Origin of the sequence: Streptomyces ortus, from assembly GCF_026341275.1 — a bacterium.
Classification (GTDB): Bacteria; Actinomycetota; Actinomycetes; order Streptomycetales; family Streptomycetaceae; genus Streptomyces; species Streptomyces ortus.
Window position 1 is genome coordinate 1,508,672 of the sequence record NZ_JAIFZO010000002.1, and the last position, 24,368, is coordinate 1,533,039.

The window sequence follows — 24,368 nt, forward strand, 5'->3', positions numbered from 1 at the left end:
GCGACGACCCCGCCCGTTCGACCCGCGGGGCCACCTGCATCATGGGAGCCATGCGTGCTGCCCGGCTCATCAAGATGGTGCTGCTCCTGCAGTCCCGGTCCTCCATGACCGCCGCCGAGCTGGCGCGCGAGCTGGAGGTGTCCGAGCGGACGATCACGCGGGACGCGCAGGCGCTGTCGGAGGCCGGCGTCCCGGTGTACGCCGACCGCGGGCGCACCGGCGGATACCGGCTCGTCGGCGGCTACCGGACCCGGCTGACAGGCCTCGCCCGCGGCGAGGCGGAGGCCCTGTTCCTCTCCGGCGTACCCGGCGCCCTGCGCCAGATGGGCCTGGAGGACGCCTCCTCCGCCGCCCTCCTGAAGGTGTCCGCCGCCCTGCTGCCCTCCCTCAGGGACGCCTCCCGCACCGCGGCCCAGCGCTTCCACCTGGACGCCCCCGCGTGGTTCGCCGAGCCGAAGACCCCCGACCTGCTGCCCGCGATCGCGGAAGCGGTCTGGGACGACCGCCGGATCACCGCACGCTACCGGCGCGGGGAAACGGAACCGGAACGCGAGCTGGAGCCGTACGGACTCGTCCTCAAGGCCGGCGTCTGGTACGTGTGCGCCAGAGTGGTCGGTCCGGAACCAGCACCGGAACAGCGACCAGCACCCTTCCGGGTCTACCGCATCGAACGCTTCACCTCCGCCGAACCGGCGAACGACCGCTTCGAGCGCGACGAGTCCTTCGACCTCCCGGGCTTCTGGGCGGAGCAGGCCGAGCAGTTCGCCCGCTCCCTCCTGCGGGCGACGATCGTGGTGCGCCTCACCGAGGCGGGCGCGCGCCGGCTGAAGCACACCGTCGACCCGCTCTCGGCCCAGGAGGCCCTGGACGCGGCGGGCCCGCCCGACGGCGAGGGCCGGGTGACGCTCACGCTGCCGGTCGAGTCGTACGACGTCGCGTACACGCAGTTCCTCTCCCTCGGCCCGGAGGCGGAGGTCCTGGAGCCGGCCGAACTAAGGAAACGTTTCTCCGACGCCGCGGCCCGGCTCGCCGCGTACTACGGCGACCCGGGCCCACCGGACGGTGAGACCGAGGGTCAGCGGTAGCCCGTCACGTCCGCCGGCTTGCCCTGCGACTCCACCTCCAGCAGGTAGCGCCACGCGTCGGGCGCCGAGCCGTCGACGTCGGTGAAGCCGTACTCCTGGGCCAGGCCGCCGCTGGACAGCGACTGCCCGTTCCAGCGGGCCACGTCCGGGTCGGCGGCCAGGGCGACCAGGGCCCGCCCGACGTACGTGGGCGACTCGGAGATCGCGAAGTGCGGTACGTCCGCGCAGGCGTCCCGCCAGTTCTCCTCGGTGACCTTGAACGCGGTGTCGAGCATCGCCTCCGAGCGCAGCCAGCCCGGAGTGACGCAGACCGCCGTACAGCCGTACTCCTTCAGTTCTTCCCCCAGGTCGTACGCCATCCGGATCGGGGCCGTCTTGGCGAGGTCGTAGAACAACGGCTTGCGGTAGCGCCGGTTGTACTCCTCGGTGCCGTCCGTGACCTCGACGAGCAGTCCGCCGGGGTTACGGATGAGCAGGGGCGCCGCGATGTGGCTGGTCACGAGGTGCGACTCGATGCCCAGCCGCATGATCCGCAGCCCTTTTTCGAGATCCATGTCCCACATGTCGGGCTGCTTGTCCGCCGTGAAGTCGAGGTGGACGTCACCGCCCCAGATGTCGTTGACGAGGATGTCGAGGCGGCCCTGCTCCCGGTCGATGCGCCCGACCAGCTCCCGTACCTGCTCCGGTTCCAGATGGTCCGTGGGTACGGCGATCCCCCGGCCCGCCGTGCCGGCGGCGCGGGCCGCCTCGTCGACCAGTTCGGCCGTCCCCTCGATCGTCTCGGTGGTCCGGCCCACCTCGCTGACCCGGTCGCGGGTCGTACGTCCCGTCACGTACACCGTGGCGCCCGCGCGCCCCAGTTCGACCGCCATGGCCCGTCCGGCACCCCGGGTGGCGCCCGCGACCAGCGCGATCCTGCCGCCGAGCGGTCCCGCGTTCCCCTGTACTGCCTGCTCTGCTCTCTCCATGGACCGAGCATCTCGCCGAATGGCGACATCCGCTGTCGTGATTTCCCGCGGCGCGCGGACGCATTCCGGACGCATTCCGGCGGCATGTGCGCGCATAACGATCCGCCCGTCCCCGGGTGCGCGGGCCGGGTCCAGGCCCGATGCTTGTCCCGTGATGGACGAGACGGAGTTCTGGGAGCTGGTGGACGCGACCCGCGAGGCCGCCGAGGGCGACCCCGAGGAGCAGGCCGACCTGCTCGTCGAACGGCTGCTCCGGCTGGACCCCGAGATGGTCCTCGACTTCGCCCGTCACTTCGAGGCCCGCTACAACCGCGCGTACACCTGGGACCTGTGGGGCGCCGCCTGGATCCTGCTCGACGGGGCCGGCGACGACGCCTTCGACTTCTTCCGCTGCTGGCTGATCGGCCAGGGCCGGGAGACGTACGAGGGCGCCGTGCACGATCCTGACAAACTGGCCGACCTGCTCGGGGACTTCGACGACGAGGTCGACGGGGACGCCGAGGAACTGGGGTACGCGGCCGACGAGGCGTACGAGCAGCTCACCGGCGCGGTCGCCCCCGATCTGGGCATCCCGGCGGCGCCTCCCGAGCCGTTGGGCACCCCGTTCGACCTGGAGAACCACTCGCTCCTTGCGGAACGCCTGCCGCGCCTGTGGGACCGCTTCGCGGACTGACGCCGAGCAGCGCTGTGCGGGGGACCTCGCGGCCCGGCGCGCTCAGTGACGTCCCTGCAACCGCGCCGCCTGCTGTCTGATCGCGGGCAGCCGGGCCGTGAGCGCGGCGCCCGGGCACGCGGTCCAGTAGCCGTCGGTGTGGCCGGAGACGGCGGTGAAGGTGGCGCGGGTGCCCGCCGGGTACTTGCTCAGGCTGTTGGTGGACACGAGCCGGACGGGGGCGCGCGGATCGACGCCGGTGAGCCCCAGCTTCCAGGCGGCGACGGCCGCGATGGCGTCGGTCATCGCCTTGGGCACGGGCACGCCCGCGGTGAACGTACCGAGTGCGGCGATGCCCGCCGTGCCGACGTTGAAGCCCTGGGTGTGGGCACCGACGACGGCCCGCTCGACGCCACCCGCCCGGCCCTCGTACACCGTGCCGCAGCGGTCGACGAGGAAGTTGTAGCCGATGTCGTCCCAGTGCCGGACTCCGGCCTGCCCTGTGTACAGGTACTGGATGATGCGGGGCGCGTCGGCGCAGTCGTAGCCGTTGGGCGAGTCGGTGTGATGCACGAAGACGGCGGACACCCGGTCGGCGTACCGGGTCGGCGGCTGGGTGGACGCGGCGTCGCCCAGCCAGCGGTCCCGCGGCACGATGGGCGGTTTCGGGGCCCGGTGCCCGACCGACGCGCGGGCCGCGACGGCCCGCCCGCCGTCACCCGGCGTCCGGTCGACGCCCACCGCGCAGAGCACCAGCGCGGCGACGGCCGCGAGGCCGGGGACGCAGGCCAGCCCGGCGCGCGCGGGCCGGGGCAGCCGGGCCGGGACGACGCGCGGCAGGCGGGGTATGCGGGCCGTGAGCGGGCTCCGGTGGGCGCACATGCGATCCACTCTCCGGGAGAGCGGGAGGGTCCGCGATGTGTGGTGTGCCACCCGGTGGAACCAACGCCCCGGTCCGGGACGTTTCTACAGGTCCACGCACGTGTGCCGGCCGGCCGGTCCCCCACGCGCGTACCTGATCACTGGGCCCGCCCGGCGCGTATTAGGGGGCCCAAGAGAAAGGGAGCTCCGTGGACCTGCTCGACATCCTGCTGTTGCTGGTCATTCTCGGCTACGCGGCGTCCGGCTACCGGCGCGGACTGGTCGCGGGCTGTGTCTCGCTGGCCGGCTTCGTGGGCGGTGCCGTCATCGGCGTATGGGTGCTGCCCTGGGTGATGGACCTGGTGGAGGCGGGGACCACGGCGGCGACGGTCACGGCGGTGCTCACCGTGCTGCTGCCCGCCGCGGTGGGCCACGAGCTGGCGGGGCGCCTGGGCCTGAAGCTGCGCCGCGAGCTGGACGGGGGTTCCCTGCGCGTGGTCGACGGCGTGGGCGGCGCCGCGGCGAACACGGTCTCCGTGCTGCTCGTGGCCTGGGTGGCCGCGAGTGTCCTCGGCGCGTCGGCCTCGCCCGTCGTCACCTCCGCGATCCGGGACTCCGCGCTGCTCGGGGCGGTGCAGGACACGATGCCGGAGACGACGCCGACCTGGTTCTCCCGGGCCACCTCGGCGCTCACGGAGGCCGGTTTCCCGCAGGTCTTCAACCCCTTCGAGAACGAGCCGACGGCCTCGGTCGCCAAGCCCTCCGGGGACAGCGTCACCGCCGCCGCCACGCGGGCCTCGCAGCGCTCCACGGTGAAGGTCGAGGGCGCCGTCGGCACGCAGGGCCGCGAGGGCAGCGGTTTCGTGTTCGCCGCGGAGCACGTGATGACCAACGCGCACGTGGTGGCGGGCATCGACGACCCGACCGTGCGGGTGGGCGGCACCGGCCGGGCGTACGAGGCGGAGGTCGTCCTCTTCGACCCGCAGAAGGACGTGGCCGTGCTCGACGTGCCGGGGCTCAGGGCTCCCGTGCTGTCGTTCGACACGAGTGCGAAGCGCGGTGACGCGGCCGTGGTCGCGGGCTACCCGCAGGACGGCGGGCTGGACCTCCAGGCGGCCACGGTCGCCAACAAGATCGACGCGCAGGGCCGGAACATCTACGGCTCCGACACGGTCAGCCGCGAGATCTACTCGATCCGCTCCACGGTCCGCCCCGGCAACTCCGGCGGCCCCCTGCTGACCACCGACGGCAAGGTCTTCGGCGTCGTCTTCGCCCGCTCCACGAGCGACGCCGAGACGGGTTACGTACTCACCGCCGACGAGGTCGCGGACGACGCGGCCCGCGCGGCGAAGGCGTCGTCACCGGTGGACACGGGAGACCTCGTGACGTCGTGAGCCACGTCGGCCGCTGAGGGCCCGTGCCGCGCGGGTCAGATCCTGCGGCCCATGAGTACGTCGTCCACGTACTCGCCGGCCAGCCGGAACTCCTCCGGCTGGATCCCCTCGACCGCGAAGCCCTCCGACTCGTACAGCCTGCGCGCCGGCGTGTTGTGGCCGAGGACGCGCAGCGTGATCCGGCGTGCGCCCCGGCGGCGGGCCTCCTCGACGGCGGCGCGGACCAGGGCCCGGCCCACTCCGTGGCCGCGGGCCTCGTCGGCGACGGCGAGGCCCTGGATCTGCCGGACGTGCGCGTTGGACGCGAGCGGGGTGGGGAATCCGAGCCGTACGTAGCCGACGAGCCGCCCGCCCAGTTCGGCGACCAGGTGGTCGCGGGGCCCGGAGCGGTCGTTGAAGAACGGCTCGTACGGCGGCTGCTCCCGGGGTCCGACCGCGTGCCGGTAGGACCAGACCTCGCGGTCGAGACGGCCCAGCGCCTCCTCGTCCTCGGGCACCGCGGTGCGGATGTACGGCTCGGTCATGGAGGCCACTGTAGAGCCGGCTCCCCCACGCGCCACTCCGGGCCGCGGGCACCCTGGACGCGGTGTTCGCGGGGAGACTGGCGCAGGATGGGGTCATGGAAGCTTCGCGAATCGCCGTGGCCGGCGCGTCGGGCCTGATCGGTACGGCCCTGGTGCGCTCACTGACCGCTGACGGGCACGAGGTGGTGCGGCTGGTACGCCGTACGCCCCGGACGGAGGACGAGGTCGAATGGGACCCCGAACGCGGTTACGTGGACGCGGTGGGCCTGACCGGCTGCGACGCCGTGGTGAACCTCGCGGGCGCCGGGATCGCCGACCGCCGCTGGTCCGACGCCTACAAGCGGACGATCCGCGACAGCCGCCTCCTCGGCACGGCCGCGCTCGCGGAGGCCGCCGCCTCCCTCGACCGGCCGCCGCGGGTCTTTTTGAACGGCAGCGCCATCGGCTTCTACGGGGACACCGGCACGCGGGCCGTGGACGAGAGCGCGCCGCCCGGGGACGGGTTCCTGCCCTCGCTGTGCGTGGAGTGGGAGGAGGCGGCGGCGCCCGCGCGGGAGGCGGGCGTACGGACCGTCTTCGCCCGCACCGGACTGGTGGTGGCCCGCGAGGGCGGCGCCTGGGGACGGCTGTTCCCGCTGTTCCGGGCGGGGCTCGGCGGGAAGATGGGCGACGGGCGGCAGTACTGGAGCTATATCGCGCTGCACGACCACGTGGCCGCGCTGCGGTTCCTGATCGATTCCGATTCCCTGTCCGGGCCCTTCAACCTGACGGCTCCGGAGCCGCTCACCAACGGCGAGATCACGGCCGCCATGGGGCGCGTCCTGCACCGGCCCACCCTGTTCCAGGTGCCCGCGCCCGTGCTGAAGGCCGTGCTAGGCGAGATGGCCCAGGAGGTGCTGGGCAGCCAGCGCGTCCGTCCCGCCCGGCTGCTGGAGTCGGGCTTCACCTTCGCGTTCCCCGGCATCGAGGAGGCCGTCCGGGCGGCTCGGGCGTAACTGCGGATTCCGCTACCGGGCACGGTTCCCGCCCGCGCGCGCCGACCACATGCGACCGGCGTGCGACCGTGCCCTGCTCATGCGCGAGTTCCGCCGGCCGGTCGCGGCCCTACGCTCGTCCCGAAGTCGGGTATTCCGGATACCCGTTGGGGGCGGGACGCCTCCAAGCAGCCGCGCGACCTCTAGGAGGGGCACGTGCTTGAGCCCGCTTGCCAGGCGGACGTCGTCATCGTGGGGGCCGGGGTCGCGGGACTCTCGGCCGCCCAACGGCTGAACAGCGCAGGTGTGTCGACCGTCGTCCTGGAAGCCGCCCCTCAGGTCGGCGGCCGGATGGCGACCGAGAAGATCGACGGTTTCCGTCTCGACCGTGTCGGACGGCTCCTCTCCACCTCGTACCCCGAACTGCGGCTGACGCCCGGCCTGGACGCCCTGGTCCTGCGCCCGTTCGCCCCAGGTGTGCTCGTCCACGCCGAGGGGCGTGTGCACCGGGCGGGCGAGCCCGCGAGCGCCGGGGGCACAAGGGGCGCACTCGACGCGGCGCGCGCCTTTGTGAGCCCCCCGCGCAGGCTACGGCAGCTGTCCCCGGCCGCCGCCGCGCCCGTGTCGCGGGCGTATCCCCCGCTCGGGGGCGCGCTCGACCAGGCCCGGCTGGCCGCGGCGCTCGGCCGGGTCGCGACGGTTCCCGTGGAGCGGCTGCTGGTCCGGCCCGAACGGCCCGCCGGGCGGGCGCTCGCGGCCCGCGGCATGCCCGCCCGTACGGTCGAGGGTTTTCTGCGCCCCCTGCTGGCGGCGCTGCTCTGCGACCCGGAGCTGACGACGTCCAGCCGGTGCGCCGACCTCGCGCTCCGGGCCTTCGCCGCCGGGCGGCTGTGCGTGCCCGAGGGAGGTGCGGACGCCCTGCCGGAGCTGCTCGCCGCGGCTCTGCCGCCGGGGACGGTCCGCACCGGCGTACGGGCCACCGCCGTCTCGACGACGTCCGTGACGACGGCCGAGCACGGTGAACTCCGCTGCCGGGCGGTCCTGGTGGCGACCGGCGCCCGCGCCGCGGCGGAGCTGCTGCCCGGTCTGCGGGTGCCGCCCTGCCACCCGGTGACGGTGGTGCACCACACGGCGGACGAGCCGCCCCTGACGGACGCGGCACTGCTCCTGGACGCGGACCGCCGGGGGCCCGTGGCCCACACGGCGGTCATCAGCCAGGTCGACCCGTCCCGGGCGCCCGTGGGCCGCGCCCTGATCTCCTCGACGGTCCTGGGCGCACCGCCCGGGGACACGGAGGCGGAGACGGACCGCGCGGTACGCGCGCATCTGGCGGCCCTCTACGGCACCGCCACGCACCGGTGGGAGCTGCTGGCGGTGCACCACACGCCCGACGCGGTCCCGGCGATGCCGGCGCCGCACGATCCGCGCCGTCCGGTGCGTCTGCTGGCGGGCCTGTACGTCTGCGGCGACCACCGGGGCACGAGCACGGTGCAGGGTGCCCTGCACTCGGGCCACCGGGCGGCGAGGGCCCTCCTCAAGGACCTGGGTGCCCCAGCGACGGCGCCGGCGACTGCCCCCTTACCGACCACCACAGCCGCATAACACCCCGTTCCCCACGCCCCATTAGGGGCGCGGGGAACGGCGCAATCAGTTGTCTTTTGCTTTCAGGGGCGCGGGGAACGGCGCAATCTTTTGCCTTTAGGGGCGCGGGGAACGGCGCAATCTTTTGTTCCTGGGGGCGCGGGGGCGCAGGGGGCGGCGCGAGCCCCCCGCCGGCCCGCGACCTCCCCCGGAGTCATCCCAGAGCCGCGACCTTGTCGCGATACCCCCGGACGGGCGCGGCATCCCGATACGGCTCCAACCGCCGCTCGAAGTCCCGCACATACTCCAGCGCCCGGACCGACCGCATCTCCGCCGCCTGCGTCGCCGCCTCCGCCCCCAGCTGGCACGCCTGGTCCAGCTCCCCGAGCCCGAGCCGCGCCGAGGCGAGGACCACCCGGCAGAAGAGCCGGCTGCGCGCATACCCGGGCGCGCGCAACTGCAGCGACCGCTCGGCATGCTGGGCCGCCGCCCGGTACTGCTGCAGATCCCGGTGGCAGTGCCCGAACTCGTCCGCGAGCTGCGCCTCGTCGAAGAACCGGGCCCAGTACGGGACTTCGTCCCCCGGCCGGGCGACCTCCAGCGCCCGCTCGGCCCGCACGAGCGAGGCCGTGGCCGCCCGCACCTCGCCGAGCACCCCGTGGCCGCGTGCCTCGACCGCGTACAGCAGCGCCTGGACGACGGGCGGCGCGGACGAACCCACGCCCTGCTGGGCGACCCGGGCCAGTTGCACCGCCTCGCGCCCGTGCCCGAGGTAGACGGCCTGCCGGCTCATCGTGACCAGCACGTACGAGCCGTACGCCCGGTCCGCCGCCGCCTGCGAGAGCCGCAGCGCCTGCACGAAGTAACGCTGAGCGAGCCCGTGCGCGGCGATGTCGTACGAGGTCCAGCCCGCCAGCCGGGTCAGGTCGGACGCCGCGGCGAACAGCCGGCGCCCCGTCTGCTCGCCGTACGTGCCGCGGAGCATCGGTTCCAGTTCGTGCTCCAGGTACCGCACGAGGGCCTGCCGGGCGTGCCCTCCGCCGTACGCGTTGTCGAGGGTGCGGAAGAGCTCGCCGACCGAGCGCAGGGCCGCGATGTCGCCCGCGGTCACCCGCTGCCCGGGGCCGCGCTCGGTCCCCGCACGCTGCCGGAACGGCGGTCTGACCTGTTCCGGCAAGGCCAGCGGCTTGACGGAAACCGGTCGGCCGCCCTGTACGGGGATGCGCGCGGCGCCGGGGTCGCCGCGGCTCACCCGGTCGTCGGCCCGGCCGATCAGCCAGTCCCGGCTGGGCACGACGAGCCCGGCCGGGGTGAACGCGATCTTGCGCAGCTCGGCATGGCTTCCCGAGTCCTTGCGCCAGAGCCCGCCGACGATGTCGACGGCCTCCTCCGGCGTGGCGGCGAACTCGAGTCCCGCGTAGACGGGTGCGCAGGCGTCGAGTCCGAGGTCCTGTGCGCTGAGCCGGCGGCCGAGGCGGCGGGTGAACACCTCGGCGATCAGGGCCGGTGTGGTGCCGCGGGGCTGCTGCCCTCGCAGCCAGCGGGTCACCGATGTCTTGTCGTATCTCAGATCGAGACCGTGTTCGAGGCCGAGCTGGTCCACTCGACGGGCGAGCCCCGCGTTGGAGAACCCCGCTTCTGCGATAAGTGCGGCGAGCTGACGGTTGGGGGTGCGCTGCGCGGGTCGTTCCGTCATCTGCGGTGCGAACTCCTGCCTTCCGGGCTGGGGGCCTGCGCGGGCAGGCCCGGGGCGAGGTCGGCCGCCATGCCTTGAGCAGCCCTGATATGCCTCGTGAACGGCGCGAATGTAGCGGTCTGTAAGCAACCGATCGCACACTTTGGTGTTCATTCATCCGATCGTGTGAGGATTGCCCTCAGGGCTGACGCGCGCCGACCGGACGTACAGTGGCGTGGGGCGTTACGAGCCTTACGGGACCGGTCACGGGCCCACGAGGGACCGGTCACGGGCCCACGAACTCTTGCAAGGGAGGCGCTTGCCGTGAGTGAGCTGCGGTTCGTCCGCATGGGTTTCGGTGCGGACGCCGTCGAGTACCAGGAAGCCTGGGACGAGCAGCGCCGTATCCACACCGCCCGTTTTCAGGACGAGATCCCCGACACCTGTCTGCTCCTTGAGCACCCGCCCGTCTACACGGCCGGCCGGCGTACGGCGGACAACGAGCGGCCCCTCGACGGCACGCCCGTCATCGACGTGGACCGGGGCGGGAAGATCACCTGGCACGGCCCGGGGCAACTGGTCGGCTACCCGATCCAGAAGCTGCCGCGTCCGGTGGACGTCGTCGCCCACCTGCGGCGGCTCGAGGACGCGATGATCCGGGTCTGCGCGGAGTTCGGCGTCGTGACCAGCCGGGTGGAGGGGCGGGCGGGTGTCTGGGTCCTGGGCGACCCGGTGGACCAGCGGCCGGCGCTCGGCGGGCTCACCCTCGACCTCGATCCCCGGGTGGCGGACGACGAGTTCGACCCGAGGCTGAACGGGCCCGAGTACGCGCCCTCCAACGCCGGGCAGCGGCGGGAGGACCGGAAGATCTGCGCGGTGGGGATCCGGGTGGCCAAGGGGGTCACCATGCACGGGTTCGCCCTGAACGTGAATCCCGACGTGTCCAGCTTCGACAAGATCATTCCTTGTGGGATACGGGATGCGGGGGTTACGTCGCTGGCGCACGAGTTGGGGCGGGATGTGGGCATCGCGGAGGTGCTGCCCGTGGTCGAGCGGCATCTCGGGGATGTGCTGGGGGGCGCGGAGCTTTTGCCCCGGGCGGTGGAGGGGGCGGGGGCGAGAGAAGGACCGGGAATGCACCCCCGTTCCCGAAGGTTCCCCTCCTCGGAGGCCACGCACCGAACGGGCGTACCCTGGTGTACGCCGAAGAATCGAAGCTACAGGGAGCCGATGTGTCCGCAGTCGCACCCGACGGACGCAAGATGCTGCGCCTGGAGGTCCGGAACGCTCAGACCCCCATCGAGCGCAAGCCCGAGTGGATCAAGACCCGGGCGAAAATGGGTCCCGAATACACGAAGATGCAGAACCTCGTGAAGAGCGAGGGCCTGCACACGGTCTGCCAGGAGGCGGGCTGCCCCAACATCTACGAGTGCTGGGAAGACCGCGAGGCCACGTTCCTCATCGGCGGCGACCAGTGCACGAGGCGCTGCGACTTCTGCCAGATCGACACGGGCAAGCCCGAGGCGCTGGACCGCGACGAGCCCCGCCGTGTGGGCGAGTCCGTGGTCACCATGGACCTGAACTACGCCACCATCACCGGCGTGGCCCGCGACGACCTGGCGGACGGCGGCGCCTGGCTGTACGCCGAGACCGTGCGCCAGATCCACGCGCAGACCGCCGACCGCGCCGAGGGCCGCACCAAGGTCGAGCTGCTGGCCCCGGACTTCAACGCCGAGCCGGCCCAGCTCGCCGAGGTCTTCTCCTCCCGCCCGGAGGTCTTCGCGCACAACGTGGAGACGGTCCCCCGCATCTTCAAGCGCATCCGCCCGGGCTTCCGGTACGAGCGGTCGCTGAAGGTCATCACCGAGGCCCGCGACTACGGTCTGGTCACGAAGTCGAACCTGATCCTCGGCATGGGCGAGACCCGCGAGGAGGTCAGCGAGGCGCTGCGCCAGCTCCACGAGGCGGGCTGCGAGCTGGTCACCATCACGCAGTACCTGCGGCCCTCCGTGCGTCACCACCCCGTCGAGCGCTGGGTGAAGCCGCACGAGTTCGTGGAGCTGAAGGAGGAGGCCGACCGGATCGGCTTCTCCGGGGTCATGTCGGGCCCGCTGGTCCGCTCCTCGTACCGGGCCGGCCGCCTCTACCAGATGGCCATCGAGAAGCGGGGCGCGTACGTCGCCTCGCAGGCTGTCTGAGCCGTACCGGCCACCGGCGGACACCCCGCCGAATGGCATGCAGTGCCAGCCGCGCGTGTGAATCTGCGCACAAGCGGCTACTCATCGGTAATGGCCTGTACGACGCGGTCCCGGGCGTCCCCGCAGATGGGGGCCGCCTCGGGGCCGCGTCGCGGTTTCGGGCCCGCCCATCAAGGCTTCACTGGCGTTTGACCGGTCGGTCACGCCCTGGTAACACCATTCAGTGACCCTGGTTCCTACACACCCCGTAGAGCCTTCAGCCAGAGCCGCCGTCCCGAGGGGGGACCTTCACATGCAGGCCGCGCCCGTACGCGCCACCGCGATTCCGTCGTTCACCGATGCACTCCGTGCCGTCGAGGCCCTGCTGCTGAGCAGTGGCCAGCGCACCGCCCGTCGCAACGCCTGGACGTCCGTCCTGGAGGACCGCCGTCGCGCCAAGGACCGCGTCGAGGCACAGCGTGTCGTGGAGCAGTCCTTCGTCACCCACCTCTGAACCGAGGACACACCCTCGTACGCGGGTCGTTCCGGGCCCCGCGACGGAGGCCGACCCGGCACCGCCGTCGTAGGCGCTTCCCCCGACACGTAGACTTCACGGCATGGCGAGGAAGGAACCCGCAGCGGACGCTGCGAACCCCGGGCGACTCAAGCAGATCGCTCTGACTTACAAGATGACCCGCAAGGCCGACAAAAAGATCGGTCTTGTACTCGCGGCTGTCGGAATCGTCACCCTTGGTGTCTTCCTCGCGATCGGCTTCTGGATCGGTCACCCGATCTATCTCGGCATTCTCGGCCTCCTGCTCGCCTTTCTCGCGTCGGCGATCGTCTTCGGGCGCCGTGCCGAGCGGGCGGCCTTCGGCCAGATGGAGGGCCAGCCGGGCGCGGCGGCGGCGGTGCTCGACAATGTCGGGCGCGGCTGGACGACCACCCCGGCCGTGGCGATGAACCGCAGCCAGGACGTGGTCCACCGGGCCGTGGGCAAGGCCGGCATCGTGCTGGTGGCCGAGGGCAACCCGAACCGGGTGAAGAGCCTGCTGGCCGCCGAGAAGAAGAAGATGGCCCGCATCGTCGCGGACGTGCCGGTGCACGACATCCTCGTCGGCACGGGCGAGGGCCAGGTCGAGCTGAAGAAGCTCCGTACGACGATGGTGAAGCTGCCGCGGGTGCTGACCGGCCCCCAGGTCACCGCGACCAACGACCGGCTGCGCGCCCTCGGCGACCTGATGAGCAACATGCCGCTCCCCAAGGGCCCGATGCCCAAGGGGATGCGGATGCCGCGCGGCGGGAAGATGCGCTAGCGCCGCGGCTGAGCTCCACTGGTAAGGGGTGTTCCGGAATCACCGACGGTTCCGGGGCGCCCCTTTCCCGTGCCCGCCCCCGACGGGACGTAGGGCGGTAGGGCGAGCGGCGGATCAGTTTCCGACCTCGACCGTGCGGATCAATTCCCGACCTCGGCCGTGCGGGTCAGATCCTGACCTCGACCGTGCGGGCCAGGCGGTCGTGCAGCCCGCGTCCGTCGCGGTCCCAGATCAGGGCCGGCAGCGCGAGGCAGAGCAGGACCGTGCGCACCAGCGCGCGCAGCGGGTTGACCGAGCCGGTCTCCAGGGCCAGGACCCGCAGGCCGAACAGGCGCTTGCCGGGCGTGAAGCCGAGGGTGCCCACGGTCAGCACGCTCACGACGAAGAAGATGAGCAGCGCCCAGTTCCCGGTCGCCTGGCCGTAGCCGTCGGTGATGAGGCCGTATGCGATCAAGGTGCACAGGCCCCAGTCGACGGCGAGGGCGCCCAGCCGCCTGCCGGGGCGCGCGATGGAGCCGGGGCCCGACTCGGGCAGGCCCAGCTGTTCTCCGCGGTATCCGAAGTCGGCACCGGCGTCCTCCGCGGCGGCACGGGGTCCGGACAGCCACGATCCGATTGCTTGCCTGTTGTCCACCCGTCCACGGTACTGCGACCGTTTTGCCGTGCGGACGGGCGGGGTACACCGGACCTCGTCCGGTTAACTTGGGCGAAACAAATGGGTCACGCTGGAGAAATCACCCGTCCTTAAGGTCGGGCTCAGCGTGTGCCACCGCACTGGCAGCACGAACGAACTACCACCCCGGTCCGAAGTGAGCGGGAGTAGGAGGAGCTGGATGTTCCAGAACGCCGACGAGGCCAAGAAGTTCATCAAGGACGAGGACGTCAAGTTCGTCGACGTCCGCTTCTGCGACCTGCCGGGTGTGATGCAGCACTTCACGATTCCGGCGGAGGCCTTCGACCCGACCGAGGAACTGGCCTTCGACGGCTCCTCCATCCGCGGCTTCCAGGCCATCCACGAGTCCGACATGGCGCTGCGCGCCGACCTGTCCACCGCGCGCGTCGACTCGTTCCGCCGCGACAAGACGGTCAACATCAACTTCTTCATCCACGACCCGATCACGGGCGAGCAGTACTCCCGTGACCCGCGCAACGTGGCGAAGAAGGCCGAGGCCTACCTCGCGTCGACCGGTATCGCCGACACCGCGTTCTTCGGCCCCGAGGCCGAGTTCTACGTGTTCGACAGCGTCCGCTTCGACACCAAGTCGAACGAGTCCTTCTACCACATCGACTCCGAGGCCGGCGCCTGGAACACCGGCGCGGCCGAGAACAACCGTGGTTACAAGGTCCGCTACAAGGGCGGTTACTTCCCGACCCCGCCGGTCGACCACTTCGCCGACCTGCGTGCCGAGATCTCCCTGGAGCTGGCCAAGTCCGGCCTCCAGGTCGAGCGCCAGCACCACGAGGTGGGCACGGCCGGCCAGGCCGAGATCAACTACAAGTTCAACACGCTGCTCGCCGCGGCCGACGACCTCCAGCTCTTCAAGTACATCGTGAAGAACGTGGCCTGGCGCAACGGCAAGACCGCGACCTTCATGCCGAAGCCGATCTTCGGTGACAACGGCTCGGGCATGCACGTCCACCAGTCGCTGTGGGCGAACGGCGACCCGCTGTTCTACGACGAGGCCGGTTACGCGGGCCTGTCGGACATGGCGCGCTTCTACATCGGCGGCATCCTCAAGCACGCCCCGTCGCTGCTGGCCTTCACCAACCCGACGGTGAACTCGTACCACCGCCTGGTCCCCGGCTTCGAGGCTCCGGTCAACCTGGTGTACTCGCAGCGCAACCGCTCCGCGGCCATGCGTATCCCGATCACCGGCTCGAACCCGAAGGCCAAGCGCGTCGAGTTCCGCGCGCCCGACTCCTCCGGCAACCCGTACCTCGCCTTCTCGGCGCTGCTGCTCGCGGGCCTCGACGGCATCAAGAACAAGATCGAGCCGGCCGAGCCGATCGACAAGGACCTCTACGAGCTGGCGCCCGAGGAGCACGCGGGCGTCGCCCAGGTCCCGACCTCGCTCCCGGCCGTCCTCGACCGCCTCGAGGCCGACCACGAGTTCCTGCTCGCGGGCGACGTCTTCACCTCCGACCTGATCGAGACGTGGATCGACTACAAGCGCACGAACGAGATCGCGCCGCTGCAGCTGCGTCCGCACCCGCACGAGTTCGAGCTGTACTACGACGTGTGATCCAGCCCCAGGTCGGAGCGTGCGTCAGCGCTCCCCTGGGCCGTGTGTGAGCCGCCGGCCGTGTTCTCCCCGCTTTCGGGAGGGCACGGCCGGCGGCGTTTCACCGATGTGGGGTGGGCGGACAGGGCTCTAGGCGGACGTGATGTCGCCGTCGAAGGTGCCTTCGGTGATCTGCCTGGCCAGTTCGGTCACGCGCAGCCCGCGGTGGCGGGCGAGGGCGCGCATGGCGTCGAAGGTGTCGTCGAGGCCGAGGTTCTGGCGTTCGGAGAGGATGCCCTTGGCCTGTTCGATGATCACGCGGTTGGACAGGGCCGCCTGGAGCTGTGCCTTTTCGGCGTAGCCCTGTTCGATGGTGCGCTGTTGCAGGATGGCGATGGTGGCGACGTCGGCGATGGCCTGGCCGATCTGGATGTCGGAGTCGCTGAGGTGGTGCAGCCGGGTGTCGAAGAGGTTCACGGCGCCGATGACCTCGCGGCGCAGTTTCATCGGCAGTGCGTGGGTGACGACGAAACCGCCCTCCCGGGCGCGGGCGGCGAAGGGGCCGAAGTCCGCGGTGACCGCGCTGGAGGTGAGGTTGATGTTCAGCTGCGCCTCGCCGCTGTGGTAGCAGCGCACGCAGGGGCCCTGGTCGTGCTGGAGAGCGAAGAGCTCCAGCAGACGGGTCCTTTCGTCGGAGGCGGCGATGAGCTGGAGTTCGCCGTGCTGGTCGACGATCATCATGCCGACCGCGTCCGCGGACAGCAGTTCCACGCAGCGGACGGACAGGCGGTGGAGGAACTCGATCAGGTCGAAGTCCGCGGTCAGCGTGTCCACCGCCTCCACCAGGATCTTGAGCACGCGCTGTTGGGTCGCCATCGTCATCAGTCCCTGTCTCCGGACGGGGAGACCGTCCCCTCCGGATTGTTCCGGAAGTGCAGTCGTCGTGCGACCACGTCTTCGGCGATCGTCAACAATGCCTGTTCGGTGCGGTAGGCGTGGGCGCGCAGCAGGGCCAGCGCCTTGGGCAAGGAGATGCCCGCCTGGACGCTGATGATGCCGCTGGCCTGGTGGACGACCGCGCGGTGCAGCGCGGTGTGGGGTTCCGCCTGGGCGAAAGAGGTCCGCCGGCCGGTGTCGCGGAGCAGCGACGCGGTGACGGCCGCCGTCACTATGAGCGCGTCGTTCAGCTGATCGGGGGCCAGCGGACCGGCCTGGGCGCGCTGCGCGGTGAGCGTCCCCAGACAGACGGCTCCCAGGCGCAGGGGAAAGCAGAACAGTGCCTGGACGCCGAGCCGTTCAGCTTCGGGCAGGAAGGCCGGCCACCGGTGCGGGTCGGCGCGCTGCAGATCGGGCACCGCGACCAGGCCGCAGTGGCCGTAGGCGTCGAAGGCCGGTCCCTCGCCCATCGTGCACTGCATGTCGTCCAGAGCCGTGCTGCGCCCCGGGGTGGCCCACACCAGCTCCGTCAACGCCCCGTCGGTGCCGAGTGACACCGCGGCCCCGTCCACCCTCAGCACCTGCGCGCACAGCGCCGGGTCGCCGCCCAGCAGACCGGGACCGTAGCCGGCGGGAAGGTCATGGAGGAGCCGGGCAAGGGTCGCGCTCGTGTTCAACACGCCACCGCTCCGCACACCCGCACAGAAGCCACCCGAGACGGGAAGCCGTCCGAATCCCTGACCCGGCGCCGACTGTGAACTCCGCGCACACGGCAGCCTCTGGAGCGTGACCGGCCGGCGCCCCCGCCACAGCCCTTCGGGCAGGGGCGGGGGTCCGTCATTTCTTTACGTTCCAGGGGCGTTCGCGGCGGTAGCGGCGCTCCCACTTGGCCAACCGGTCGCGGCGCCGGCGGTACGCGTGGTAGTCGCTGTCCATCCGGGTCGTGGAGCTGCCCGAACTCGCGCCGCCGCCCGACGACGAGCCGGAGGCCCCCTGGCCCACTCGGAAGTAGCGGACGTAGAGGTAGGTCAGGGCGGCTGCGAGGAGCCACCAACCGGGGCTGTTGATTCCCATGACTGCCAGGACGAGGATCGCCAGAACGATCAAGGTACCCATGGCGGGTCTCCTTGTGCGTGAGTGGTGGGACCTTGAGCTGTCCGAGGCGGTGCCGGGCCGTGCACCGGGCCGTCGGTGACGTCGAGAGTAGTCCTCAGGATGCCGGGCGATCCCTGTCCGACGGAAACGAATAACGGCCGGGTCCGCTTACGAGCAGTCACAAAACAGCTTGAGGTCAAGCGAAATCATCACAGAGGGGAGCAAGGGGGGTGCTTCGGAGTGAGTAAATCTGCGTCCGGGGCCACCGCGTCCTCCGCCTTCGCCTTCACCTGCGCCCCCGCCCCGGCCGCCGGCGCACGGCTCCCGGTCAAGGGCGGATCCGGGCGACAATCCGAGTCCGGGCACTGCACATCCGAGCAACGCGCGTCGGGGAGAATCCGGGGATCGGGCCGGACAGGGGGAAGCGTATGGGCGGGCAGCGGCGGCACATCGGGGTGGCCGAGCGGCGGGCTCGGCTGGCCGTGGGGCAACGGCTGGCCGGGGCCGCCAGGGCGGACACGCCCGAGGAGGTCGCGGCCTCGCTGGTGGCGCTGCACGGGACGGATCCCGCGAGCGTCTACCTCGCCGTGGGGGCGCGGCTCACGGACGCGGCGGGCGCGGGGACCGTATCGGCGATGGAGCGGGCCCTGTACGAGGACCGGACGCTGATCCGGATGCACGGCATGCGGCACACCGTGTTCGTGTTCCCCACCGGACTCGTCCCGGTCGTGCACGCGTCCACCGGACTCGCCGTGGCCGCGCGGGCCCGGGCCGCCCTGATCGGGGACATGGCCCTGGCCGGGGCTCCCGACGCGGAGTGGCTCGCGGAGGTGGAGACGTCCGCGCTGGCCGCGCTGGCCCGGTACGGAGAGGCTACGGCCGCCGAACTGGCCCGTGCGGAGCCCCGGTTGAGGGAGCGGTTCACGTACGCGGCGGGCAAGAGCTACGAGGGGGTGCACACCGTGTCGTCGCGGCTGCTGCGGGTCCTCGGGGTCGAGGGCCGGGTCGTACGGGGGCGTCCGCTCGGGTCGTGGACGTCCACGCAGTTCCGGTGGGCGGTGGCTCCCCCGTGCGCCGAACTGCCCGTGGCCGAGGCCCAGGCGGAGCTGATCCGGCGCTGGCTCGCCGCGTGCGGGCCGGCCACGGAGGCCGACCTCAGGTGGTGGACCGGGTGGAAGGCAGGCGACGTACGGCGGGCGCTGGGTGCGGTGGAGGCGGTGACGGTTTCGGTGGACGAAGGCGTGGCGTACGTGCTCGCCGACGCGGTGGAACCGGTCGCGGCCGTCGAGCCGTGGGCCGCGCTGCTGCCGGGCCTGGACCCCACGGCCATGGGATGGCGGGAACGGGACTGGTACTGCCCGCCCGGGCTGCGGCCGACGCTCTTCGACCGCAGCGGGAACATCGGGCCGACCGTCTGGTGGAACGGGCGGATCGTGGGCGGCTGGGCCCAGCGCCCGGACGGCGAGATCGCCTGGCGGCTGCTGGACAGCGGGGACGCGACCGGCGGGGACGCGGACACCGAGGGCTCCGGGGCCGAGGCTCTGGACGCGATCGGGGCCGAGGCCGACCGGCTGCGCGCGTGGCTGGGCCCCACCCGGGTCACCCCTCGCTTCCGGACCCCGCTGGAGCGGGAGTTGGCGTCCGCCTGACGCGCGACCCGGGTCGGGCGCGAGGCGCCGAAGTCCACGCGCTGAAACGCCGACACACCGACACACCAACGCGCCTACGCGCCGACGCGCCGCCCGGGAAGCGGGCGGCGCTACGGGCGTGGGCTCAGCGGGCGTACCGCATCAGGGCCCGGACCATGTGGCAGGTCGTGTCCGACGGGGGATGTACGCCGATGAGTGCGGCCGTGCCGCGGATCGTGTCGTTGCGGGCTTGCCTGGGCAGGTAGACGCCGGAGTCGAGGAGGGCGATGGCCAGCCGCATCGCCTTGAGACGGCGGTTGTGCGTGACGTACCACTCGCGCGGGCGACCCGGCGGCAGCGGGCGCTTCTCGACGGGCTGGTAGGGCAGGTCGAGCTGGACCGCCCTCCGGGCTGTGGACTGGGTGGGCAGCGGACTCAGTGCGGCAGCGGGCACAGGCATCCTCCTGTCGCGGTCAGGGCACCGGCCGGCGTCTCCGGCGGCACCCTCGAACACTGCTTCTATTCTACTGCCGCCCACTGACAATCGCCCCTGGCCACAGGCGTTTTGGGGGTGCCGTGACCAGTGAGTGGCGCGGTGTTCCCGCGTACCTTTGCGGTATGGAGATCTGGATCAATCCGGCCTGTTCGAAGTGCCGCAGCGCGATCAGCCTGCTGGAGGCGGAGGGGGCCGAGTACACGGTCCGGCGCTACCTGGAGGACGTGCCGAGCGAGGCGGAGATCCGGGAAGTCCTGGAGCGGCTCGGCCTCGAGCCCTGGGACATCACCCGGACCCAGGAGGCCGAGGCGAAGGAGCTGGGGCTGAAGGAGTGGGCCCGCGACGCCGGTTCGCGGGAGCGGTGGGTCGCGGCGCTGGCCGCGCATCCCCGGCTGATCCAGCGGCCCCTCATCACCGCTGAGGACGGGACCGCCGTCGTCGGGCGGACGGACGAGGCGGTGCGGGACGTTCTGGGGCGGCGGCCCTGACAACTCCGTGTCCGTGGAGGTGGTTCCGGTGTGATCCACGTTACTCACGCGACTTGGGTCGACGGGTGAGCAAGTCCGTTCGGTATCTCGTACATAGCGGCGAACGGCCGCCGCCAGGGGCGGCCGGGGACAGGAGCCGTTGATGTCGCGCAGAAGAACTCTCGGGACGAAGAAGAAGATCGCCCTGCTGGTGAGCGCCGCCGCGGTGGCCGGTGGCGGGGCCTTCGCCCTGGCCGCCACGTCGAACGCGGCACCGGCCACCCAGAACGCGCAGTCGTCCGTCGTCTGCGCCGGCCTGGCCACCGCCCTCGGCAACAACGAGAAGTTCATCGAAGGACAGCGCACCGCCCCGGACGCCCAGTCCGAGGCGCGGATCGCCAACCGCGAAGCGGTCATCGCCCAGATCAAGGTGCAGCAGGAGGCCTCCGGCTGCGCCGTCGGCGAGTCCGACGCCAACGTGGGTGAGGGCGCGGGTGCCGGGGCGGGAGCGGGTGCCGGGGCGCCCGCCACCTCCGCGCCCGCCGAGCAGCCCTCGCAGGAGGCCTCCGCGCCCCCCGCCGCCGGAGGTGACGGCGCCGCCACCGGCGAGCAGGTCTGCAACGGGTCCACGGTCACCCTCTCCGGTGAGGCGGGCGCGCCCGCCGCGTCCAGCAACCAGTTCCCGGCCGGTACGAAGCTCAAGGTCACGAACCTGGACAACAACAAGTCCACGACCGTGGAGGTCACCTCGGTCTCCGGCAGCTGCGCCCTCCTGAACAACGAGGCGTTCGAGCAGGTCCGCGAGCCCGGCAAGTTCCTGATCCGCAGGGCCGTCATCGAGAAGGTGGGCTGAGGGGCCCACCGGATCGCTCCGTCCCGCCCGCTCTTCTTCGCGTCGGGCGGCGGCCCCGAGCCGCCGCCTGTCCGAAACCCATCGCATACGAGCGAGTGCGCTCTCCCCGGGTGACCCCCGCCACAGGGGCCCCAGGTAACACGGGCTTCACACCAGGGCAATGATCGGGAAACTGCCTGTTGACAGGCTTCGGGCATCCTCCGCGGCGCCCAGGTGCCGCAGCGCCGCGGCTCCCGCACCGCGCCTAGAGACCCACCCCGAAGGATGTGGCCCGTGACCTTCAAGGCTGAGTACATCTGGATCGACGGCACCGAGCCGACGGCCAAGCTCCGTTCGAAGACGAAGATAATGGCGGACTCCCAGAAGTCGGCCAAGGGTGCGGAGCTGCCGATCTGGGGCTTCGACGGGTCGTCCACGAACCAGGCCGAGGGTCATGCCTCGGACCGTGTGCTCAAGCCGGTCGCGAGCTTCCCGGACCCGATCCGCGGCGGTGACGACATCCTCGTCATGTGCGAGGTCCTGAACATCGACATGACGCCGCACGAGTCCAACACGCGGGCCGCGCTCAGCGAGGTCGCGGAGAAATTCGGCGCCCAGGAGCCGATCTTCGGCATCGAGCAGGAGTACACCTTCTTCGACGGCGAGCGTCCGCTCGGCTTCCCCGTGGGCGGCTTCCCGGCCCCCCAGGGCGGCTACTACTGCGGCGTCGGCGCGGACGAGATCTTCGGCCGGAAGATCGTCGAGGCGCACCTGGACAACTGCCTCAAGGCGGGGCTGGCCATCTCCGGCATCAACGCCGAGGTCATGCCCGGGCAGTGGGAGTTCCAGGTCGGACCGGTCTCGCCGCTGGAGGTCTCCGACCACCTGTGGGTGGCGCGCTGGCTGCTGTACCGCACGGCCGAGGACTTCGACGTCTCCGCGACGCTGGACCCGAAGCCGGTGAAGGGCGACTGGAACGGTGCCGGTGCGCACACCAACTTCTCCACGAAGGCGATGCGCGAGGGGTACGACGCGATCATCACCGCGTGCGAGTCGCTGGGCGAGGGCTCGAAGCCGCTCGACCACGTCAAGAACTACGGTGCGGGGATCGACGACCGGCTGACAGGGCTGCACGAGACGGCGCCGTGGAACGAGTACTCGTACGGGGTGTCCGACCGGGGGGCCTCGGTTCGGATCCCGTGGCAGGTGGAGAAGGACGGCAAGGGGTACATCGAGGACCGGCGTCCGAATGCGAATGTCGACCCGTACGTGGTTACTCGGCTGATCGTCGACACGTGTTGCTCCGCGCTGGAGAAGGCCGGGCAGGTCTGAACCGGCGGTTCCGCTTGTTCGGAGGGGCGCTCACCTGTGCGGTGGGCGCCTTTTCGCGTCCGCTCGGGGTGGCACGGGGGTGATGTGGGGTGACACGGGGTGTGTGGGCGGAGGTGGGTCGGTGCGGGCGTTTGCGCCGTTCCCCGCGCCCCTTTGGTGAGTGGGGGCTCGGGGAGTTGGGAGGTGCGGGTGGGGGGCGGACTGTGGGTGGAGGCTGATGTTGTGGGGCTCGGTCTGCTTCAATGGGGGTATGGCCAGTTTCCGGGAGTGCAGCGCTACGGGTCGTCATGACCTGGAGCCCTTCTGGCCTTCCCGTCAGCACCACGACTTCGACCGGGTGTGTTGTCGCGCGACGAACGCGCGGGCCCTCTAAAGCCGTACACCGGTCTTCGGCCAGCGCGCACGACGTACGTCCTCGACGACCTCTCGCGCGAAAAGAGCTGACCTCTCATGGCGAACACCCGTTCCTTCTCCGCCGTCGCCACCGCCCCGTCCACCGCCTCCGCACGCCACCGGCTGCGGGCCGTCGACCGGGACGAGGTGGTCGACGTCACCGGCTTCCTGCCGCCGGGCGCCACCTGGCTGCCCGCTCCCCCGCACACCCTGCCCACGCTGCCGGGCCACCCGCCGATGATCGGGTACCTGGTCCTCGTACCCGCCGATCAGCCCTCCCCCCTGCCGGCCGCCGGTGAGGACCTGCCCGTGCGGGTCGACACCGTCCGGCGCACCGCCGAGGTCGACGGGCGCCCGCTCGACCTCACGTACCTGGAGTTCGAGCTGCTCGCGCACCTGGTGGCGCATCCGCACCGGGTGCACACCCGCGACCAGCTGGTCACCACGGTGTGGGGCTACGGACACGTGGGCGACGGCCGGACCGTCGACGTGCACATCGCCCGGCTGCGCCGCAAGCTCGGCGTGGAGCACCGGCACACCATCAGGACCGTCCGCCGCGTCGGCTACACGTACGCGCCCGGCACGGGCAGTTGACCCACCCGGCGGCGGGACGGTTTGCCTGTGGGCAGAATTCCGTTCCGCCGCACGGCCGAGCAGGGCAGAGTCCCCCGCATGAGACTTCTGATGCTGGGCGGTACGGAGTTCGTGGGCCGGGCCGTCGTGGAGGCGGCGCTGGAACGCGGCTGGGACGTGACCGTGTTCCACCGCGGCCGGCACCAGGCACCCGCGGGCGTACGTTCCCTGCACGGTGACCGCACCGCGCCGAACGGGCTCGCGGCCCTCGCCGAGGACGGGCAGGGCCCCGGCGGCGGCTCATGGGACCTCGTGGTCGATACCTGGTCGGGCGCTCCCCGGGTGGTGCGGGACTCCGCGCGGTTGTTGGAAAGCCGCGTTCAGCGGTACGTCTACGTGTCGAGCTGCTCCGTGTACGCGTGGCCGCAGCCGGCCGGTTACGACGAGAGCGCCCCGCCGGTCAAGGGCGCCTCCCCCGACGCCGGACGGACCGACTACGCGCGCGACAAGCGCGGTGGGGAACTGGCCGTGCTCGACGCCTTCGGCGCGGATCGGGCGCTCCTCGTACGAGCCGGTCTCATCCTCGGCCCGTACGAGAACATCGGCCGGCTGCCGTGGTGGCTCACCCGCACGGCCCGCGGCGGCCCCGTGCTCGCGCCCGGCCCCCGTGAACTGCCACTGCAGTACATCGACGTCCGCGACCTCGCCGAGTGGACCCTGGGGGCGGCGGAGGGCGGGGCCGGTGGGGCGTACAACCTCATCAGTCCTTCGGGGCACGCGACCACCCGGACGCTGCTCGACGCCTGTGCGCGGGTCACCGGTGGGCGGGCCGAACTGCGGTGGACCGAACCGGAGTTGATCCTGGCGGCCGGCGTCGAGCCCTGGACACAGCTGCCAGTGTGGGTGCCGCCGGACTCCGAGCTGCACGCCATGCTGCACCGCGCCGACGTGTCGAAGGCGGTACGGGCCGGGCTCCGCTGCCGTCCCGTCTCCGAGACGGTGGCCGACACCTGGAGCTGGCTCCAGGACATCGGCGGTGTCCCGCCCCAACGCCCCGACCGCCCCGCCGTCGGACTCGATCCCGCCGTGGAGGACGAACTCCTGCACGGCTGAGGGCGGCCGGGGACGGCGGGGAGCGGCGGGGGTGGTGCTGGCACCACCCCCCTCCCGGTGGCTCGGCCCCCTGA

24 protein-coding genes and 1 pseudogene are annotated in these 24,368 nt (G+C 71.8%); 16 read left to right on the top strand and 9 right to left on the bottom strand.

Going from position 1 to position 24,368, the window contains the following annotated elements:
* Window positions 1–50 precede the first annotated feature (50 nt).
* Window positions 51–1,085, top strand: coding sequence for a helix-turn-helix transcriptional regulator (locus K3769_RS09960; RefSeq protein WP_267026067.1), 1,035 nt, complete (start codon window positions 51–53; stop codon window positions 1,083–1,085).
* On the opposite strand, the gene K3769_RS09965 is transcribed toward K3769_RS09960, so the two are convergent.
* The gene (locus K3769_RS09965) at window positions 1,076–2,053 is read right to left on the bottom strand and encodes an SDR family oxidoreductase (RefSeq protein WP_267026068.1); all 978 of its coding nucleotides are present in this window, start codon (window positions 2,051–2,053) and stop codon (window positions 1,076–1,078) included. The two genes, K3769_RS09960 and K3769_RS09965, sit on opposite strands and share 10 nt — an antisense overlap.
* Before the next feature lie 154 nt (window positions 2,054–2,207).
* On the opposite strand from K3769_RS09965, the gene K3769_RS09970 reads away from it, so the two are divergent.
* Window positions 2,208–2,726, top strand: a complete 519-nt coding sequence (locus K3769_RS09970; protein WP_267031306.1) for a DUF4240 domain-containing protein — start codon at window positions 2,208–2,210, stop codon at window positions 2,724–2,726.
* A 42-nt stretch (window positions 2,727–2,768) separates the two neighbouring features.
* On the opposite strand, the gene K3769_RS09975 is transcribed toward K3769_RS09970, so the two are convergent.
* A complete protein-coding gene (locus K3769_RS09975) occupies window positions 2,769–3,587 on the bottom strand; it encodes a peptidoglycan recognition protein family protein (RefSeq protein ID WP_267026069.1) in 819 nt (272 codons plus the stop codon).
* A gap of 188 nt (window positions 3,588–3,775) precedes the next feature.
* Between K3769_RS09975 and K3769_RS09980 the strand changes: the two genes are divergently transcribed.
* The gene (locus tag K3769_RS09980) at window positions 3,776–4,960 is read left to right on the top strand and encodes a MarP family serine protease (protein ID WP_267026070.1); all 1,185 of its coding nucleotides are present in this window, start codon (window positions 3,776–3,778) and stop codon (window positions 4,958–4,960) included.
* Window positions 4,961–4,995: 35 nt separating this feature from the next.
* Here K3769_RS09980 and K3769_RS09985 read toward each other — a convergent pair whose 3' ends face one another.
* On the bottom strand, window positions 4,996–5,484 hold the full coding sequence (locus K3769_RS09985) for a GNAT family N-acetyltransferase (RefSeq protein ID WP_267026071.1): 489 nt from the start codon (window positions 5,482–5,484) through the stop codon (window positions 4,996–4,998).
* 95 nt (window positions 5,485–5,579) lie between these two features.
* Between K3769_RS09985 and K3769_RS09990 the strand changes: the two genes are divergently transcribed.
* Together K3769_RS09990 and K3769_RS09995 are read left to right on the top strand one after the other, a co-directional pair.
* Window positions 5,580–6,479 (top strand): TIGR01777 family oxidoreductase, encoded by a 900-nt coding sequence (locus K3769_RS09990; RefSeq protein WP_267026072.1) that lies wholly within the window; start codon window positions 5,580–5,582, stop codon window positions 6,477–6,479.
* Window positions 6,480–6,674: 195 nt separating this feature from the next.
* Window positions 6,675–8,060: an NAD(P)/FAD-dependent oxidoreductase gene (locus K3769_RS09995; protein WP_267026073.1), complete on the top strand. Its 1,386-nt coding sequence runs from the start codon at window positions 6,675–6,677 to the stop codon at window positions 8,058–8,060.
* A gap of 193 nt (window positions 8,061–8,253) precedes the next feature.
* Here the strand turns inward: K3769_RS09995 and K3769_RS10000 are convergent, their stop codons facing one another.
* Window positions 8,254–9,735, bottom strand: coding sequence for an NsdA family TPR-like regulatory protein (locus K3769_RS10000; RefSeq protein ID WP_267026074.1), 1,482 nt, complete (start codon window positions 9,733–9,735; stop codon window positions 8,254–8,256).
* 303 nt (window positions 9,736–10,038) lie between these two features.
* Here K3769_RS10000 and lipB point away from each other — a divergent pair.
* From lipB to K3769_RS10020, 4 genes and pseudogenes are all read left to right on the top strand, one after another.
* Window positions 10,039–10,821 (top strand): annotated as a pseudogene (gene lipB, locus K3769_RS10005) (lipoyl(octanoyl) transferase LipB); the annotation flags it as partial.
* A gap of 125 nt (window positions 10,822–10,946) precedes the next feature.
* Window positions 10,947–11,912 (top strand): lipoyl synthase, encoded by a 966-nt coding sequence (gene lipA, locus K3769_RS10010; protein ID WP_267026075.1) that lies wholly within the window; start codon window positions 10,947–10,949, stop codon window positions 11,910–11,912.
* A 292-nt stretch (window positions 11,913–12,204) separates the two neighbouring features.
* Window positions 12,205–12,405 (top strand): SCO2195 family GlnR-regulated protein, encoded by a 201-nt coding sequence (locus K3769_RS10015; protein WP_267026076.1) that lies wholly within the window; start codon window positions 12,205–12,207, stop codon window positions 12,403–12,405.
* 103 nt (window positions 12,406–12,508) lie between these two features.
* Window positions 12,509–13,207, top strand: coding sequence for a DUF4191 domain-containing protein (locus K3769_RS10020; protein ID WP_189776609.1), 699 nt, complete (start codon window positions 12,509–12,511; stop codon window positions 13,205–13,207).
* Between the two features lie 166 nt (window positions 13,208–13,373).
* On the opposite strand, the gene K3769_RS10025 is transcribed toward K3769_RS10020, so the two are convergent.
* Window positions 13,374–13,841 carry an RDD family protein gene (locus tag K3769_RS10025; protein ID WP_267026077.1) on the bottom strand — a complete coding sequence of 156 codons (468 nt, stop codon included), beginning with the start codon at window positions 13,839–13,841 and terminating at the stop codon, window positions 13,374–13,376.
* A 199-nt stretch (window positions 13,842–14,040) separates the two neighbouring features.
* Between K3769_RS10025 and glnA the strand changes: the two genes are divergently transcribed.
* Window positions 14,041–15,450: a type I glutamate--ammonia ligase gene (gene glnA / locus K3769_RS10030; RefSeq protein WP_267026078.1), complete on the top strand. Its 1,410-nt coding sequence runs from the start codon at window positions 14,041–14,043 to the stop codon at window positions 15,448–15,450.
* A gap of 129 nt (window positions 15,451–15,579) precedes the next feature.
* Here the strand turns inward: glnA and K3769_RS10035 are convergent, their stop codons facing one another.
* From K3769_RS10035 to K3769_RS10045, 3 genes are all read right to left on the bottom strand, one after another.
* The gene (locus K3769_RS10035; RefSeq protein ID WP_267026079.1) at window positions 15,580–16,305 is read right to left on the bottom strand and encodes a GAF and ANTAR domain-containing protein; all 726 of its coding nucleotides are present in this window, start codon (window positions 16,303–16,305) and stop codon (window positions 15,580–15,582) included.
* Window positions 16,306–16,310: 5 nt separating this feature from the next.
* Window positions 16,311–17,045 (bottom strand): ANTAR domain-containing protein, encoded by a 735-nt coding sequence (locus K3769_RS10040; RefSeq protein WP_267026080.1) that lies wholly within the window; start codon window positions 17,043–17,045, stop codon window positions 16,311–16,313.
* Window positions 17,046–17,202: 157 nt separating this feature from the next.
* Window positions 17,203–17,481, bottom strand: coding sequence for a hypothetical protein (locus K3769_RS10045; RefSeq protein ID WP_267026081.1), 279 nt, complete (start codon window positions 17,479–17,481; stop codon window positions 17,203–17,205).
* Window positions 17,482–17,888: 407 nt separating this feature from the next.
* On the opposite strand from K3769_RS10045, the gene K3769_RS10050 reads away from it, so the two are divergent.
* Window positions 17,889–19,109, top strand: a complete 1,221-nt coding sequence (locus K3769_RS10050; RefSeq protein ID WP_267026082.1) for a winged helix DNA-binding domain-containing protein — start codon at window positions 17,889–17,891, stop codon at window positions 19,107–19,109.
* 124 nt (window positions 19,110–19,233) lie between these two features.
* Here K3769_RS10050 and K3769_RS10055 read toward each other — a convergent pair whose 3' ends face one another.
* The gene (locus K3769_RS10055; RefSeq protein ID WP_267026083.1) at window positions 19,234–19,542 is read right to left on the bottom strand and encodes a hypothetical protein; all 309 of its coding nucleotides are present in this window, start codon (window positions 19,540–19,542) and stop codon (window positions 19,234–19,236) included.
* Between the two features lie 164 nt (window positions 19,543–19,706).
* On the opposite strand from K3769_RS10055, the gene K3769_RS10060 reads away from it, so the two are divergent.
* The 5 genes from K3769_RS10060 (at window position 19,707) to K3769_RS10080 (ending at window position 24,294) form a co-directional block, all read left to right on the top strand.
* Window positions 19,707–20,072: an arsenate reductase family protein gene (locus K3769_RS10060; RefSeq protein WP_267026084.1), complete on the top strand. Its 366-nt coding sequence runs from the start codon at window positions 19,707–19,709 to the stop codon at window positions 20,070–20,072.
* A 142-nt stretch (window positions 20,073–20,214) separates the two neighbouring features.
* Window positions 20,215–20,904, top strand: a complete 690-nt coding sequence (locus K3769_RS10065; protein ID WP_267026085.1) for an SCO2207 family protein — start codon at window positions 20,215–20,217, stop codon at window positions 20,902–20,904.
* A 273-nt stretch (window positions 20,905–21,177) separates the two neighbouring features.
* Complete coding sequence (gene glnII, locus K3769_RS10070) at window positions 21,178–22,215, top strand: glutamine synthetase (RefSeq protein ID WP_267026086.1); 1,038 nt, start codon at window positions 21,178–21,180, stop codon at window positions 22,213–22,215.
* A gap of 450 nt (window positions 22,216–22,665) precedes the next feature.
* Window positions 22,666–23,202: a winged helix-turn-helix domain-containing protein gene (locus K3769_RS10075; RefSeq protein WP_267026087.1), complete on the top strand. Its 537-nt coding sequence runs from the start codon at window positions 22,666–22,668 to the stop codon at window positions 23,200–23,202.
* Window positions 23,203–23,280: 78 nt separating this feature from the next.
* On the top strand, window positions 23,281–24,294 hold the full coding sequence (locus K3769_RS10080) for an NAD-dependent epimerase/dehydratase family protein (RefSeq protein ID WP_267026088.1): 1,014 nt from the start codon (window positions 23,281–23,283) through the stop codon (window positions 24,292–24,294).
* Window positions 24,295–24,368: the final 74 nt, after the last annotated feature.